At 67.7% G+C, this 15875-nt stretch carries 11 protein-coding genes and 2 tRNA genes; 7 read left to right on the forward strand and 6 right to left on the reverse strand.

Going from position 1 to position 15875, the window contains the following annotated elements; genetic code table 11:
* Positions 1–24: 24 nt before the first annotated feature.
* The 5 genes from EV651_RS00625 to EV651_RS00645 all read right to left on the reverse strand — a co-directional run bounded on the left by EV651_RS00625 (position 25) and on the right by EV651_RS00645 (position 8028).
* The gene (locus EV651_RS00625) at positions 25–1911 is read right to left on the reverse strand and encodes an ABC transporter ATP-binding protein (RefSeq protein ID WP_133780835.1); all 1887 of its coding nucleotides are present in this window, start codon (positions 1909–1911) and stop codon (positions 25–27) included.
* Positions 1908–3572: an ABC transporter ATP-binding protein gene (locus tag EV651_RS00630; RefSeq protein WP_238156567.1), complete on the reverse strand. Its 1665-nt coding sequence runs from the start codon at positions 3570–3572 to the stop codon at positions 1908–1910. Before EV651_RS00630 ends, EV651_RS00625 begins: the two co-directional genes overlap by 4 nt.
* 312 nt (positions 3573–3884) lie before the next feature.
* A complete protein-coding gene (locus tag EV651_RS00635) occupies positions 3885–5114 on the reverse strand; it encodes an MFS transporter (protein ID WP_133780839.1) in 1230 nt (409 codons plus the stop codon).
* Positions 5115–5177: 63 nt separating this feature from the next.
* Positions 5178–6974, reverse strand: a complete 1797-nt coding sequence (locus tag EV651_RS00640) for a hypothetical protein (RefSeq protein ID WP_238156568.1) — start codon at positions 6972–6974, stop codon at positions 5178–5180.
* Positions 6967–8028, reverse strand: coding sequence for an AAA family ATPase (locus tag EV651_RS00645; protein ID WP_133780841.1), 1062 nt, complete (start codon positions 8026–8028; stop codon positions 6967–6969). Before EV651_RS00645 ends, EV651_RS00640 begins: the two co-directional genes overlap by 8 nt.
* Before the next feature lie 139 nt (positions 8029–8167).
* On the opposite strand from EV651_RS00645, the gene EV651_RS00650 reads away from it, so the two are divergent.
* Positions 8168–10030 carry a hypothetical protein gene (locus tag EV651_RS00650; protein WP_133780843.1) on the forward strand — a complete coding sequence of 621 codons (1863 nt, stop codon included), beginning with the start codon at positions 8168–8170 and terminating at the stop codon, positions 10028–10030.
* Between the two features lie 343 nt (positions 10031–10373).
* Positions 10374–10613 carry a nitric oxide synthase oxygenase gene (locus EV651_RS42885; RefSeq protein WP_202870141.1) on the forward strand — a complete coding sequence of 80 codons (240 nt, stop codon included), beginning with the start codon at positions 10374–10376 and terminating at the stop codon, positions 10611–10613.
* A 268-nt stretch (positions 10614–10881) separates the two neighbouring features.
* Here the strand turns inward: EV651_RS42885 and EV651_RS00660 are convergent.
* Positions 10882–10952, reverse strand: a tRNA-Gly gene (locus tag EV651_RS00660).
* A gap of 110 nt (positions 10953–11062) precedes the next feature.
* Between EV651_RS00660 and EV651_RS00665 the strand changes: the two genes are divergently transcribed.
* The 5 genes from EV651_RS00665 (at position 11063) to clpX (ending at position 15777) form a co-directional block, all read left to right on the forward strand.
* Positions 11063–11135, forward strand: a tRNA-Pro gene (locus EV651_RS00665).
* A gap of 78 nt (positions 11136–11213) precedes the next feature.
* Positions 11214–12614 (forward strand): trigger factor, encoded by a 1401-nt coding sequence (gene tig, locus EV651_RS00670; RefSeq protein ID WP_133780847.1) that lies wholly within the window; start codon positions 11214–11216, stop codon positions 12612–12614.
* A 387-nt stretch (positions 12615–13001) separates the two neighbouring features.
* A complete protein-coding gene (locus EV651_RS00675) occupies positions 13002–13625 on the forward strand; it encodes a ClpP family protease (RefSeq protein WP_133780849.1) in 624 nt (207 codons plus the stop codon).
* Between the two features lie 29 nt (positions 13626–13654).
* Positions 13655–14266 (forward strand): ATP-dependent Clp protease proteolytic subunit, encoded by a 612-nt coding sequence (locus EV651_RS00680; protein WP_133780851.1) that lies wholly within the window; start codon positions 13655–13657, stop codon positions 14264–14266.
* Between the two features lie 212 nt (positions 14267–14478).
* Entirely contained in the window at positions 14479–15777 is a 1299-nt protein-coding gene (gene clpX, locus EV651_RS00685; RefSeq protein WP_133780853.1) for an ATP-dependent Clp protease ATP-binding subunit ClpX, read from the forward strand.
* The last annotated feature ends 98 nt before the right edge of the window (positions 15778–15875 follow it).

The raw sequence follows: 15875 nt of genomic DNA on the forward strand, positions 1-15875 counted from the left end.
GAGGTCCCCACGCGCCCGGTGCCGTCAGGCCAGTGAGTCTTCCCAAGCCTGGTGGAGTCCGGCGTAGTGGCCGTCGTCCATGGTGATGAGGTGGTCGGGCGGGCCGTCCTCGATGATCCGGCCGTGTTCCAGGACCAGGACGCGGTCGGCGGTCTCGACGGTGGACAACCGGTGCGCGATGACGATCGCCGTACGGTCGGCCAGGATCGTCTTCAGCGCCCGCTGGATGAGGCGTTCGCTGGGGATGTCCAGGCTGGACGTCGCCTCGTCCAGGATCAGTACGGCGGGGTTCGCCAGGAACGCCCGCGCGAACGCGACCAGCTGCCGCTGACCCGCCGAGAGCCGGGAACCGCGCTTCTCGACCGCGGTCTCGTACCCGTTGGGCAGCGCCGTGATGAAGTCGTGCGCCCCGATCACCTTCGCGGCCTCGACGACCTCCTCCATCGTGGCATCCGGTTTGCCGAACCGGATGTTGTCGGCGACCGAGCCGGTGAACAGGAAGTTCTCCTGCGTCACCATCACGACCCGCTCGCGCAGGTCGTCCTCGGCCAGGTCCCGCAGGTCGACGCCGTCGAGCAGCAGATGCCCGCTCGTCGGGTCGTAGAACCGCGCCACCAGTTTGGCGATCGTGGTCTTGCCGGCACCCGTCGTACCGACCAGGGCCAGGGTCTGACCGGCCGGCACGTCCAGCTGCAGACCGGGCAGCACCGGTACGCCGTCGACGTACTCGAAGCGCACGTTCCGCAGTTCCAGGTGACCGTGGGCCGGGCCCGGCTTGGCCGGCTTGATCGGCTCCGGCACGTCCGGCGTCTCGTTCAGCACACCGGACAGCTTCTCCAGCGCCGCCGACGCGGACAGGAACGTGTTGTAGAACTGCGAGATGTCCTGCAGCGGCTCGAAGAACTGCCGCAGGTACAGCAGGAACGCGGTCAGGACGCCGACCGTCACGTGCCCGTGGTACGCCTGGTAACCGCCGTACCCCAGGATCGCGACGATGGTGATGTTGCCGACGCCCTTGATCGACGGCATGAAGATCGCGTTCAGCTGGAACGCCTCGAGGTTCGCCTTCCGGTAGCGGTCGTTGACGCCGTGGAAGATCTCCTCGTTGCGCGGCTCCCGGCGGAACGCCTGCACCGCGCGGATACCCGTCATCGACTCGACGAAGTGCACGATGACCAGGACGACGGCCTCACGCGTCTGCCGGTACACGAGCGCGGACCGCTTCCGGAACCACGCCGTCAGGATCAGCAGCGCCGGGAACGACAGCAGTGCGATCAGGCCGAGCTTGATGTCCAGCGTGAGCAGGATGATCGCCGTACCCACCAGCGTCAGGAGCGCGGTCACCAGACCGTCGAACCCGTTCGCGAGCATCTCGTCGATGACCTGTACGTCGGACGTCAGCCGCGAGATCACCCGGCCCGAGGTGAACTTGTCGTGGAACGCCGGGCTGAGCCGCTGGAAGTGGTCGAACACCCGGCGCCGCAGACCGAGCAGGATGGTCTGGCCGAGCCGGCCGGAGCGCATCAGGAACAGCTGCCGCGCCCAGGCCTGCAGGAGCGCCGACGCCAGTACGGCGATGACGATCGTGATCAGCTCCTGGGAGCCCTTGCCGGCCAGGATCGGCGGGATGCCGTTGTCGATGCCCAGGTGGACCAGGTACGGCACGGCGAGCCGGGCGGCGTTCTCGACGATCACGATCACCACCAGCAGCCAGATCAGCTTCTGGTAGGGCCGGAGCAGCTCACCGAGCAGCTTCCGGGAATCCTCCTTCAGCCGGATGCTGGTCGCGCGCGAGACCTCCCGGTCGGGGTCGTCCTCGAAGACGCCCCGCCACTTCTGCTCCTTCGGCTGCTGCTCGTCCTCCTGCGCCTCAGAGGCCTCCGGAGGTGTCTGCTGGGTCTGGGTCGTCATGCGTGCACCTCCTCTTCCTCCGCTGCGAGCAGGTGCCGGTACGCCGGGACCGTTGTCAGCAGCTCGTGATGGGTTCCTACGTGGGTGACCGTGCCGTTCTGCAGCAGAGCGACCTGGTCGGCCAGCATCACCGTCGACGCGCGGTGCGCGACCACGATGCCGGTGGTCTCGGAGAGCACGTTCCGCAGTGCTTCCTCGACCAGCGCCTCGGTGTGTACGTCGAGAGCGGACAGGGTGTCGTCCAGCACCAGTACGGCGGGCTTGGCGAGCACTGCACGGGCCAGTGCGAGCCGCTGCCGCTGACCGCCCGACAGCGACATGCCCTGCTCACCGACGCGTGTCTCCAGGCCCCACGGGAGGTCATTGGCGAACTGCGCCTGGGCGACCTCCAGCGCCTGCTGGACGTCTGCCTCGGATGCGTCCGGACGGCCGAGGGTCAGGTTCTCCCGGACGCTCATGGAGAACAGGGTTGGGTCGTCGAACGCGGACGCGACAGCCGTCCGCAGCGACACCAGGGACAGGTCCCGGATGTCGTGCCCGTCGATGGTGATCCGTCCGGCGGTCACGTCGTACAGCCGGGGGACCAGTGCGGTCAGGGTCGTCTTCCCGGACCCGGTGGCGCCGACCAGTGCGAGCGTCGTACCAGGGGTCAGGTCGAGGTTGATGTCGTGCAGCACCTCGGTGGAGTCGTCGGAGAACCGGAACCCGACGTGCTCGAAGCGCAGGTGGCCCCGCGGGTTCTTGAGCTCTTCCGAGCCGTCCTTGATCACCGAGTGGGTGTCCAGGATCTCGCTGATCCGGTCCGCCGCGGTCATCGACTCCTGCGCCATCGCCAGGATCGCGCCGAGCGAGGTGACCGGCCAGACCAGGGACAGCATCAGCGTGATGAACGCAACCAGGGTGCCGAGCGTGATCGCCTCCCGGCCGACGGCGAGCGCGCCGAGCAGCAGCACGATCACCAGGGTCAGGTTCGGGATGACGCCGAGGAAGCTCCAGAACCGCGACGCGAGCCGGACCTTCTCGACCTCGGTGTCGTACAGCCTGGTCGCCTCGTCGTCGAACTGGCCCTGGACGTGCGGCCGCCGGCCGAACGACTTGATCACCCGGAAGCCGAGCGCCGACTCCTCGATCCGGGTGGCCAGGTCACCTTGCTGGTCCTGGACCTTGCGGGAGATCCGCAGGTACTTCTTCTCGAACTTCAGCGACACCATGACGATCGGCACGGCGGCCACCAGGACCACGAGGCCGAGCGGCCAGTACAGCTGGAGCAGCAGGACCGTGACCACGGCCAGCTGCAGGATGTTCATCACCAGGAAGAGCAGGCCGAAGCCCATGAACCGGCGGATCGTGGACAGGTCGGTGGTGACGCGGGAGAGCAGCTGACCGCTCTGCCAGCGGGTGTGGAACTCCATCGGCAGTGACTGCAGGCGGACGTACAGGTCGTGCCGGAGCGTGGCCTCGAGGTCGCTGACGGTCCGGGACTGCGCCCAGCGGCGCATCCAGACCAGGATGACCTCGGAGATGCTGAGCCCGAGGGCCAGCAGTGCGAGCGGGACCAGCATGCTCAGCTCGCGGCGGGTGACCGGACCGTCGATGATGGCTCGGGTGACCAGCGGAACGGCGAGGCTGACGCCGACGCCCAGCATGGCGGTGGAGAACATGACCGCGAGGCGCCAACGGTGTGGCTTCAGGTAGGGACGGAGCCGCCACAGGTTGCGGCTGCGTTCTGGGGCACGGGTGGTAGGGGCTGCGATCGACGGCGCTTGGACAGTGTGCTCTGAGGGCATCTGGACGGGCGCACTTCCCATCTACTTCGACTCAAAAGGGGTTTTGACGACCGGAAAACGGCGCACTTTCCAGTATCGCTCAGTAGGTAAGCGCTTGTCGCGCCAATTCCATTCCCTGCCAATGAAACGCAATAGCCCACCCAATGCCCAGGCGGGAATCTCCTCCCGACCTATCACGATCCGCGATCAGTCCTCCGCGATCGATCGTCCGACCGGTTCCCCTTCGGGCAGATCCTGCAGTCCGTGGAGCGGGGAGAAGGCGGCGACCAGGAGGCCGGCGAGCATGCCGGCGGTGCCGATCAGGAGGGTGGGGCGGATGTCGAGGGCGGTGGCGAGGACGCCCGAGGCTGCCGCGCCGACGGTCTGGCCGCCGATGACCAGAGTGCGCCAGGACGCGGTGACCTGCCCAACGAGGTGCGGCGGCGCGAGCGCCTGGCGCAGGGTGCGTTGCGGGACGCCGAACAGAGACATACCGAGTCCGGCGAGTACCTGTCCGAGGAGGATCAGCGGCGTCACACCGGTGAACAGAGCGACGCCGTTGAACGAAGCGAGGAACACGCCGGTCAGATAGGAGCGGCCGAGGCCGACCCGGTGGCACCAGGCGGGAGCGATGAGGGTACCGGCCACCGCAGCGGCTCCGAACGCGGTCATGGACAGCCCCACGAACGCCGGTGACTTGTCCAGCTCACGGATCAGGAAGAGAACCACCAGCGGGCCTTGCATCGATCCGGCCATGGCAGCGATACCAGCCGAGAGCACGAGCGGCCTGAGCATCCGGTGGCTGAAGAGCAGCCGCAGTCCCGCGGACAGCCGTACCTCGGACCGCTCGGGTGCAGGTGCGCGGGTGGGCTCGCGGAGCAGGTACGCCGCGATCGTGGACACGACGTACGACGCCGCGTCGACGAGGATCGCGAACGGTGCCGTCAGCACCTGTACGAGGAACCCGGCTACGGACGGTCCGAGCGTGGAGGCGAGGTTGAGATTGAGCAGGGCCGCGCTGTTCGCCCGCATCAGGTCCTCACGTGGCACCAGCCACGGGATCATCGTCTGCGACGCGGTGTCCGAGAGCAGAGTCAGCACTCCGGTCAGTACGGCGACGGCGTACAGCTGCTCGATGTGCAGCCACCCCAGTGCAGCCGCAGCAGGCACCGAGCCGAGCAGGAGGAGCCGTCCGACGTCGGTCCAGATCAGCACGCGACGCAGGGGCCAGCTGTCGACCCAGACGCCGGCCAACAGCCCCAGCACCAGATGCGGTGCGATCGTCAACGCCGACAACGCACCCATCTCCACAGCCGAGGCCCGCAGGGTCACCACAGCCACCAGCGGCAGCGCGACAGTGGTGACCGCACTGCCCGACGCGGACACCAACTGCCCGATCCACAGCTTCCGGAACTCGCCCCTCACAACCCATGCCATGCCGTGAACCTGTCACTCAACAGAGCCACCCAACTACACCTGTTCGCCCCCAGCAGACACGATTCACTCCAGGCGAAACACGGGACCTCTGGCGGTGAAGGGGAGGGATGCGGTGCGGGGGATCAGCCAGGCGTGTTCGCGTCGTACGCGGACGACGTCGCAGTGGCCGTCGGTGATGAGCAGGATGGGGCCGTGGGCGGGGAAGTCGTCTGCTCGCTCCAGCAGATCCACGCCGGGCTGCAGGACGGTTCCGCCGCGACCGTGGACCTTGACGCGGCCGGCGATGTCGTCCACCGGCACGTAGCCGGCGTCGTACGCCGCGGCGTCGCAGTAGACCACCCGCGCGGCCGGTACGTCGCGAGCGCGTGAGTACGACGCGATCGCTCCGAGTGCCTTGCCGAGCAGCTCGCGGTCCATGGAGCCCGAGGTGTCCAGGACGACGCCGTACGTCGGGAGTCGTTCCAGCTCGACCGGGCGGATCCAGCCGGGGCGCGGGATGTCCGGCGTACCGGATTGGCGTCGGGAGGCCCGTGCGTACGTGCGGGTCTTCTCGACCGCGGGGACGTGCTCCTCGAACCAGCGGGCCAGCTGTGCGTCCCAGGCCAGCGGCGGGTGGTCCAGAGCGCGGATCTCCTCGACCAGTCCGGCAGGTAGTGTGCCGCGAGCTGGGTCGTGGTACGCCAGTCCGGTGCTCAGGGCGCGTCGGTAGATGTCATCCAGACCAGCAGCCCGCGCAGGCTCACCGGAGTGCGGGAGCGGGTGGCCGAGGACGTCACCCAGGCCGACGCCGCGGAGTGTCGCCAGCTTGCGGTAGCGGCGGAGGTCCGTGGTGATGCGGTCGTAGACCTCCTCCGCGGACATGCCCTTGAGCGCCGGGTCGTAGAGCCCGCCGTCGGGCAGGGTGCCGACACCCATCTCCACGAGCCAGCCGTTGATCACGAGATCGGCGGCGACGTTCCACAGGTACGCGTCACGGCCGCCGACGCGCTCACCGTGCCGCAGAGCGGCGTGCAGCATCTCGTGCGCCATGACGAACCGCCACTCGCTCAACGTCAGGCGGGCCAGTGGGTTCACGTAGATCTCGCCGGCGGACGCGTTGACCGCCGCGACCCGGATGTCCCAGCCGCGGGCGAGCTCGGCGTCGGCGACGACGGTCATGCTCGCAGCGATCGCCCCGAGCAGCGGGTACGACGAGACGAACCAGCCGAGGGCCAGGTCCCACTTGTCCCGGCCGCTGCTGCCTGCACTCAGCGACGAGCGTGCGCCGCCAGCAACCTCGACAGCCGCAGCAGCCGCGGCGGACAGGCCTGCGGCGAACAACTCGCCCCAATTCGGCGGTGTGCCCCAGCCGTTCCAGCGGGCGGTGTGGACATCAGGCACGTGACCTGCCACGCCCAGACGCTCGTATTCAGCCGGTACGCCGGCGCGCCGCCACAGTCGCGCCAGCGCGTCCTCCTCCATGGCGGGGAAGTCTGGCGGCAGGTCAACGACCGGCGTGCCCAGTTTGAGCGACTGGAGGTAGCGGTTGACCGCCACGTCGTTTGCGGCGCTGGTGGCCTGGTCAGGTGCTGGCAGGTCCCGTTCGGCGTGGCCGAGGCCCAGGTGGATCAGGAGGTGCGCGAAGACCCACGCCCACTCCTCAGCGGTCGCACGCCGCGTCCGGTGCGTGCGGATCTGGCCGTTCGAGTCGATGGTCGCCCAGCCGTCAGCTGTGCCGTTTCCTGGGCAGGTCTCGTCGCGGAGTGGGCTGTGCGTCCAGTCCGCCATCGGCGCGAACAGCGGGTGCCGCGCGATGATGCCCCAGCCGGACTGGATCGCCTCCCACGCCGGGTCCCGCTGCGACTTCTTCCGCTTAGGCACGGGCCGCCACCAGCCGCGGCAGGTCGCGGCTGATTTCGACCAGGAACCACGTCGGCAGCACCGGGCGGCCGTCGTCGTCGGCCGCGATCACCACCTGCGCGACCTCGAGCGAGATCTCCGCGAGCTCGACCAGCAGCGCCTTGCCACGATGGGCGAGCTGACGAGCCGCAGGGCTCGCCGACGCCTTGTCCGCGGCCAGCTCCTTGATCAGACGGGCACGGAACGTCTCGGCCAGGAAGTACAGCAGGTCCCTGTCCTCTGCGGCGGTCGGCCAGCCGGTCTCACCCTTCAGTACGGCGTCCAGCCCGAACGCGTGCCGGACCGTCTTCACATACGCACGGAACGCCGACGCGTGCGCCGCGGACAAGGTGCCGAAGGCAAGGACCCGGAGCGTCTCGTCGGACACGTCGTCGCCGTACGAGTGCAGGGAGTCCGACAGCATGTGCCAGCTGCGCGGCGTGGAGAACGGCTCCTCGGTCTTCGGCGGGGCGGTCCACAGGTGGTCGGGGCGGTTGCGCAGGTAGTCGAGGACCCACGGGTGGATCCCGGCTGTACCGGCCCACTGCAGCCAGTCGGTCGCTGACGCGCGCAGGTGGATGTGCACGAGCCGGTTCACCAGGGCGCTCGCCATCGGCCGGGCCAGGGCGTTGTCGGTGGCCCGGTTGCCGGCGCCGATCACGACAGACCCCTCGGGCAGCTCGTACTCGCCGATGCGGCGGTCCAGGATGAGCGAGTAGAACGCCTTCTGCACCTCGGCCGAGGAGGCGTTCAGCTCGTCGAGGAACAGGCAGTACGGCTCGTCGCGGGCGATCGCCACGGGTGGTGCGAAGCGGCTGCGGCCGTCCACGATCTGCGGTACGCCGATGAGGTCCTCCGGCGCGAGCTGCGTGCCCAGGAGCGTGACGCACTCCAGACCGAGCGATTCCGCGAACGCCCGTACCAGGCTGCTCTTCCCGATCCCCGGTGCGCCCCAGAGGAAGACCGGGCGTACCACTGCCACGTGCAGCAGTACTTCGGGCAGTTCGGCCGCCGATACCGTGATTCCCGCTTGCATCCGTCCCTTTCGTCGCTGGTCAGCCTTTCAGGATCCTCTCGAGGTCTCGGTGTGTCACCCGGTTTTCCACGGCGCTTCCGTTACCGGTGGTTACTGACTAGGGTGCGGCGCGAAGTCATCGGTGTACTGGGGGTCTCTCGTGCTGGGCTTACGTGTCAAGGCGGCCGTGGTGTGTGCCGTCGTACTGCTGCCGTTGACGGCGTCACAGGTGATGGCTGCCGATCCACCGCAGCACCTCGGGGAGGGCGTCGTCGTTCCCGGGCGTACGGCGGTCGACGTCGGCATGTCGGGCGCCCGCGTGGTCGTTTCGAACCCTGTCTACGAGACGAGCAACAACGGGACCACGTGGACCGCCTCTGGCGGCTCGAACGACGGCAAGCCGTTGCAGGTGGAGGGGCCTGCGCTACTGACGTTCGACGGGAGTACTGCGAAGGTCGGTGGGCTCACGTTCCCCGCTGCGGACGACGTGGTGCTCGGGAAGGGTGGCAAGCTCGTCTCGCATCGTGCACCGGCTGCTGCGACCGCTGAGGTGTACAACGTCGCCAGTAGGACCAAGGTGGCCGACGTCGCCCCGCCGTTCGCGATGTCCGGTGACACGGTGTGGAAAGTGACCGAGCCGGGCCACCTGGACGGCAAGAACCTGACCACTGGTGACGTGAAGACCGTCCTGGTCGCCAGCGCGTGCACCGTCGGCCCGGACGACGTCAACGGCCGTTGGGCAGTACTGAGCGGTTGCAACCAGGTTGTAGACGTCAACGGGCCGCAGCCGCCGCGGAACCTGACCGTGGCCGCGGACGCCCAGTTGGGCAACGGATTCACCGTGCAGGCCTCGGGCTCCGACCTGCTGGTCACGGACCTCAACGACCCGGCACTGGGACAGCGCCGCTACGGGCCGATCCGTACCACGACACCCAGCTTCCGGGCAGACGGCTCCGGGCTGGCGAAGATCGTGTACGCCGACGCGACCAGCAAGCCCCGCGTGATCACCCTGTCCTGGCTGACCGCCGACCCGCAGCAGCACCCGGACACCGTCGCGCCCGTGCTGACCAGTGCGTCCGCCGGCGATCGCATTCGCGACAACACCAGCCTGTCCTTCGAGTGGGCGTACGACGACCCGCAGGACCCGAACTCACCTGCGACCGGTGTGGACAGCTACGACCTGCGAATTCAGCAGCGCCCCAACCGCACGTCGCCGTACGGCGCCTGGAACCAGGTGCCCGCGTGGCAGGGGCTCAAGACCACTGGAGCGAGTCTGACGGCACCGATCGGCACGGACACGTGCTGGCAGGTGCGTGCGCGCGACTACGCCGGCAACCTGAGCGCCTGGAGTACGTCGTACTGCAGTGAAGTGGACGGTACGGCGCCCTCACTGGTCACGTGGCGCATCGGCGACCGCGTGCAGTTGAGCGGGTCCGCAACAGTGCGCTGGGCCTACAAGGACGACACCGACATCGCGTCGTACGACGTGGTCTACAAGGTGGCCGCACCGGGTGCCGCGTTCGGCAAGTGGATCTACCCCGCTGTTTGGCAGAGCACGCGCATCACCGGGATCACCTGGTCGCCGCGACTCGGCTGGGACGAGTGTTTCATGGTGCGCGCCCGCGACTACCTGGGGAATCTGTCCGCCTGGTCCGCACCGATCTGCTCGGTGGCACCGGAGGACGACCGTGCTCTGACCTCGGCCGGTACGGTCACGCGTTCCACCAGCACGCTGGCCTTCCAAGGCACCACGACCATCCTCAAAGCGAACGGCGCGTACCTGACCAAGGCCACCGAGGCCGGCCTGCGCATCGCCCTGGTAGCGATTCACGGCCCGGGCCAGGGCCGCGTGGACATCTACCACGCGAACATCAAGATCGGCACGGTTTCTCTGGCCGCAACTACCACCAGCCGCGTCGTCACCTACCTCCCCACAACTCCTTTCCGCACAGGGGCTCTCAAGATCGTCTCCACCTCCACGGCCCCGGCCAGTATCGACGGCATCGCCTTTCTCCGGGCCTAAGAGAAATTGCGGCACGTCTCAGTGCGGTTCGCGGCTTCAAGCCGATGGGCGCGGGTAGGTTGCGGGCGGGAGACACCACGACGGACCGACTCGGGGACTGGACTGGGAGGGAACCCTTGTCAACGCAGTGTCCGTCGGCCGCTTCTGCCGACGACAGGCAATACCTGGTACCCGCTGACGGGGCGACCGCTTCAGTCGAGGAGCTGCCTTCTCGAGCCGGACAGCGAATTCTACGGATGCCAACGCCCTCCAGCGCAGCTGGGACCGGGTGACAGAGCACGGAGAACAGGTACCGCTGTACTTCTACTCGCACTTGTTCGTGTCCTATCCCGAGGTGCGGCCTATGTTTCCGCTCTCCATGTCGCACCAGCGGGACAAGTTCGTCGGCGCTCTCGGCCGGATCGTCAGCCATGCCGGCCGCGGCTGCCCCGCCGACTGGAGCTGGATCGTCCCCCCGATGTCCGGTTCCCAGGCCCCCGTCTTCCACCGCTACTACGAAGCCGACAACCAGACCCCCAACTTCGTCAACGACCCCAAAGCCACCTGCCGCTCCCTAAGAGGCGGCCCCCCAGCCTTCCCCTGAACCAACAGCCTGTTCAACCCCCACCCAACCCACCCCCCGCCCCGCACCGAAGCACCGAACCCAACCCACGCCCCGCGCCTGACGCACCCAACCCAACCCCCGCCCCGCGCCCGACGCACCCAACCCGACCCAGGAGCCGAGCGAAGCGAAGGCGCAAGGGGGTGCGGGTGGCGGAGCCCCCGCCCGCGCCGAGCGAAGCGAAGGCGCACAACAGAAGAGGGCGAGGAAGGCCTGCGCTTTCCGCAGGCATACCTCGCCCTCTCGCCCGAGCGGGTGACGAGAATCGAACTCGCGTAATCAGTTTGGAAGACTGAGGCTCTACCATTGAGCTACACCCGCGTGGTGCTCGGACATGATTCCACATGAGGCCGGTTGGACTCAAAACGGTATGTCCGGGGCCCCGGTGGCGCGAGCACTGGTTCCGGTCGACTACACTCGACCGGTCACTGCGGGGCGTAGCGTAGTGGCTAGCGCGCCTGCTTTGGGAGCAGGAGACCGCAGGTTCGAGTCCTGTCGCCCCGACAAACCCCCTGTAGCACCGCTGCAACGCGGGGTGTCGCGCGTGCTGTGAATGTCACCGAATCAAGGAGAACCGCCACCGTGAAGAGCACCGTCGAGTCCTTGAGCCCGACCAAGGTCAAGCTCATCGTCGAGGTGCCGTTCGAGGAACTCAAGCCGAGCCTCGACGCGGCGTACAAGAGCATCGGCCAGCAGATCGTGGTGCCGGGCTTCCGCAAGGGCAAGATCCCGCCGCAGGTCATCGACCAGCGCGTCGGCCGCGGTCCGGTGCTCGAGGAGGCGATCAACGACGCGCTCCCGAAGCTCTACTCGCAGGCGGTCAGCGACAACCAGGTCAAGGCGATCGGCCGGCCCGAGGTCGACGTGACCGAGTTCAACGACAAGGAGAGCCTGCAGTTCTCCGCCGAGGTCGAGGTCCGCCCGGAGATCACCCTGCCGGACCTGGAGGGCCTGGAGGCCGAGGTCGAGGACATCGCGATCTCCGACGACGAGGTGAACGAGCAGATCGAGTCGCTGCGCCAGCGGTTCGGCTCGCTGAACCCGGTCGAGCGCGCGGTCGGCGACAAGGACTTCATCACGCTCGACCTGTCGGCCAGCAAGGACGGCGAGAAGGTCGAGGAGGCGCAGGCCACCGGCCTGTCGTACCAGGTCGGCAGCGGTCAGCTGCTCGACGGCCTGGACGAGGCCGTCATCGGTCTGAGCGCCGGCGAGAAGAAGACCTTCGTCACCCAGCTGGTCGGCGGCTCGCTGAAGGGCGAGGACGTCGACGTCGAGGTGACCGTGACGGCGGTCAAGGAGCAGGAGCTTCCGGAGTTCGACGACGAGTTCGCGCAGACCGCGTCGGAGTTCGACACCGCGGAGGAGCTGAAGGCCGACGTACAGACCCGGCTGGAGCGCGGCAAGCGGCTCGAGCAGGCCGGTGAGGCGCGCGACGCCGTCCTGGAGAAGATCCTGACGCTGGTCGACGTGCCGGTCCCGGAGGGTCTGCTGACCGACGAGCTGGCCGCCCGCAAGGAGAACCTGGAGCAGCAGCTCGGGTACTCCGGGATGACCATGGAGCAGTTCCTCGAGGGCGAGGAGCAGACCCAGGAAGAGTTCGACGAGGACCTGAAGAAGCGGTCCGAGGACGCGATCAAGGCGCAGTTCGTGCTGGACCTGGTGGCGGAGCAGCAGGAGCTGAGCGTCAACGACCAGGAGCTCAGCGAGCACATCGTCCGGCACGCGCAGCGTTCCGGCGTCAGCCCGGACCAGTTCGCGCAGCACGCGGTGGAGAACAACCTGGTGCCGAGCCTGGTGTCCGAGGTCGTCCGCGGCAAGGCGCTCGCGTACCTGGTGGAGAACGCCAAGGTCACCGATGCCTCCGGCAACACGGTCGAGCTGAAGACCCTGCAGCCGGACGGCTCGTACGCCGACCCGGAGGCTGAGGGTGCGGAGGGCGCCGACGAGGCCGAGGCCCCGGTCGCGGAGCCCGCACAGGCCTGAGCCGGCCAGAGCAACGTCTCGCCGTACGGCCCGGATCCCTTCAGGTGGGGTCCGGGCCGTACGCATGTTCGCCGGACGATCGCGACGCGACCGTGAAAAATCTGGCCTAGCGTGGCCGGTGAAACGATTTCCGGAGCGGTTCGGGTCGAACGCGGAAGGGGGCGGGTGTGGCCGCACTGCTGCAGGAGCCTGAGGTACGGCGGGAGCCGGAGCTGCCGCAACGCCGCGAAGTACCTGACGAGGCAGCCGCCGGCGAGTCCGGATCCGTTGTCCTGTGCGGCTGGTGATCGGGCCTGAATTCGCTCAGAGCAGACGAGCGGTGCGCCGTGAGCGAACACCTCCGGCCCAGCCTTAGGTCTGTCGCCGCCGACCAGTAGTGTCGGGTTCGTGAACGAGACATTTGCAGCCAGCCCCACCGCCGCGGGCGGCAACGGATCCGGCGGACAAGACGACGACATCTACCGCGAGCTGCGGAAAAACCGGATCATCTTCCTGGGCTCCGAGGTTCGCGACGACAACTCGAACGCGATCATCGCGCAGATGCTGCTGCTGAACGCTCAGGATCCCAACGCGGACATCTGGCTGTACATCAACTCGCCGGGTGGCTCGGTGGACTCCGGCATGGCGATCTACGACACCATGCAGTGGATCTCGAACGACGTCGCCACTGTCGGAATGGGCCTGGCCGCCTCGATGGGCCAGTTCCTGCTTTGCGCCGGCGCGAAGAACAAGCGGTTCGCGCTGCCGCACACCCGGGTCATGATGCACCAGCCGTCCGGCGGTATGGGCGGTACGGCCTCCGACATCAAGATCCAGGCGGAGCAGTCGCTGCACCTCAAGGCGCTGCTGTTCAGGCTGATCTCCGAGCACACCAACCAGCCGCTCGAGCAGGTCGAGAACGACGCCGACCGGGACCGCTGGTTCACCGCCGACCAGGCGAAGGAGTACGGCTTCATCGACCACGTGGTCACCAGCGCCGCCCAGCTGAGCCAGGGCAGCCCGAACTCCTGATCTCCCACTCCGTCAGTTAAGGACGCACCATGAACTACTTCATCCCGCAGTGGGAGGAGCGCACGTCGTACGGCATGCGCCGGATCGACCCGTACACGAAGCTCTTCGAGGACCGGATCATCTTCCTCGGTACGCCGATCACCGACGAGATCGCGAACGCCGTGATGGCGCAGCTGCTCTGCCTGCAGTCGATGGACTCCGACCGCGACATCAGCATCTACATCAACTCCCCGGGCGGCTCGTTCACCGCGCTGACCGCGATCTACGACACCGTCCGCTACATCAAGCCGGACGTCCAGACGGTCTGCCTCGGCCAGGCGGCCTCGGCCGCCGCGGTGCTGCTCGCCGCCGGTACGCCGGGCAAGCGGCTCGCGCTGCCGAACAGCCGGATCATCATTCACCAGCCGGCCACCGAGGGCACCTACGGCCAGTCGAGTGACATCGAGATCCAGGCGAACGAGATCCTCCGGCTCCGCTCGCTGCTGGAGACGATGATCTCCGAGGCCAGCGGCAAGGACATCGCGGAGGTGTCCCGGGACATCGAGCGGGACAAGTTCCTCACCGCCGAGCAGGCGATCGAGTACGGCCTGATCGACGACGTCCTGCAGAGTCTCAAGACTCCGGTCCCGGCCGGCGTCTGAACGGGTTCAGTTCGGCCGCGGCCGGTCTGACCGGTTGTCAAGAGCACGACGCGTTCGCCACCGGCGTAGTCACAACCCGGTGGCGAGCGCGGTTTTTCGGCCCCGGACGGGGTACCGTCGAAATCGGATCGGGGTACTGACGACCGTCCCGGTCCCTGCGGCCCACGCCCTCCTGGCCCATGGTTCGACTCGCATAGAAGGGATCTGCCCCGGTGGCACGCATTGGTGACGGCGGCGACCTGCTCAAGTGCTCGTTCTGCGGCAAGAGTCAGAAGCAGGTCAAGAAGCTCATCGCCGGTCCCGGCGTCTATATCTGCGACGAATGCATCGATCTCTGCAACGAGATCATCGAGGAGGAGCTGAACGAGGGCTCCGAGGTCGGTCTCACCGAGCTGCCGAAGCCGCGCGAGATCTACGACTTCCTCAACGCGTACGTCGTCGGTCAGGACGTGGCCAAGAAGGCACTCGCGGTGGCGGTCTACAACCACTACAAGCGGGTCCGCGACGGCCAGGGCGGCTCGAGCGCCGGCCGGCACGCGAAGGACGAGGCCGTCGAGCTGGCCAAGTCGAACATCCTGCTGATCGGCCCGACGGGCTGCGGCAAGACCTACCTCGCCCAGACGCTCGCCCGGATGCTGAACGTCCCGTTCGCGATCGCGGACGCGACGGCGCTGACCGAGGCCGGGTACGTCGGTGAGGACGTCGAGAACATCCTGCTGAAGCTGATCCAGGCCGCGGACTACGACGTCAAGAAGGCCGAGACCGGGATCATCTACATCGACGAGGTCGACAAGATCGCCCGCAAGAGCGAGAACCCGTCGATCACCCGCGACGTCTCCGGTGAGGGCGTCCAGCAGGCACTGCTGAAGATCCTGGAAGGCACCACCGCGAGTGTTCCGCCGCAGGGCGGCCGCAAGCACCCGCACCAGGAGTTCATCCAGATCGACACGACCAACGTGCTGTTCATCGTCGGCGGCGCGTTCGCCGGACTGGACCACATGGTCGAGCAGCGGGTCGGCAAGAAGACCCTCGGCTTCAACACCTCGCGTGAGCCGGAGAAGCCGAAGGAAGCCGGCGGGTACGCCGATGTGATGCCGGAGGATCTGCTCAAGTTCGGTCTGATCCCGGAGTTCATCGGCCGGCTCCCGGTCATCACGACCGTCTCGCCGCTGGACCGCGACGCGCTGATCAAGATCCTGTCCGAGCCGAAGAACGCGCTGGTCAAGCAGTACCGGCGGCTGTTCGAGATCGACAACGTCGAGCTCGAGTTCAACGACGACGCGGTCGAGGCGATCGCGGACCAGGCGTTGCTGCGCGGCACCGGCGCCCGTGGTCTGCGGGCCATCATGGAAGAGGTTCTCCTCAACGTGATGTACGAGGTGCCGAGCCGCGAGGACGTCGCCAAGGTCGTCGTCACCGGCGAGGTGGTGCTGGAGAACGTGAATCCCACGCTGATCCCGCGCGACCAGATCGAGCGCACCAAGCGCGACCGCCGCGAGAAGAGCGCATAAGAGCTTCACGCTCGAGAAGGGGCCGGGTCCGTCAGCAGACGGGTTCCCGGCCTCCTTCTCGTGGTGGACGCGACGGGACGGCCTGCCCGCCTACGGTC

This window comes from Kribbella sp. VKM Ac-2571 (assembly GCF_004362255.1).
In the GTDB taxonomy this organism is placed as follows: Bacteria; Actinomycetota; Actinomycetes; order Propionibacteriales; family Kribbellaceae; genus Kribbella; species Kribbella pratensis.

Coding starts and splice junctions, on each gene's coding strand:
- EV651_RS42885 (WP_202870141.1), top strand. CDS start 10,374: ATGTTTCCGCTCTCCATGTCGCACCAGCGGGACAAGTTCGTCGGCGCT.
- EV651_RS00635 (WP_133780839.1), bottom strand. CDS start 5,114: ATGGCATGGGTTGTGAGGGGCGAGTTCCGGAAGCTGTGGATCGGGCAG.
- EV651_RS00630 (WP_238156567.1), bottom strand. CDS start 3,572: ATGTTCTCCACCGCCATGCTGGGCGTCGGCGTCAGCCTCGCCGTTCCG.
- EV651_RS00645 (WP_133780841.1), bottom strand. CDS start 8,028: ATGCAAGCGGGAATCACGGTATCGGCGGCCGAACTGCCCGAAGTACTG.
- EV651_RS00680 (WP_133780851.1), top strand. CDS start 13,655: ATGAACTACTTCATCCCGCAGTGGGAGGAGCGCACGTCGTACGGCATG.
- EV651_RS00625 (WP_133780835.1), bottom strand. CDS start 1,911: ATGACGACCCAGACCCAGCAGACACCTCCGGAGGCCTCTGAGGCGCAG.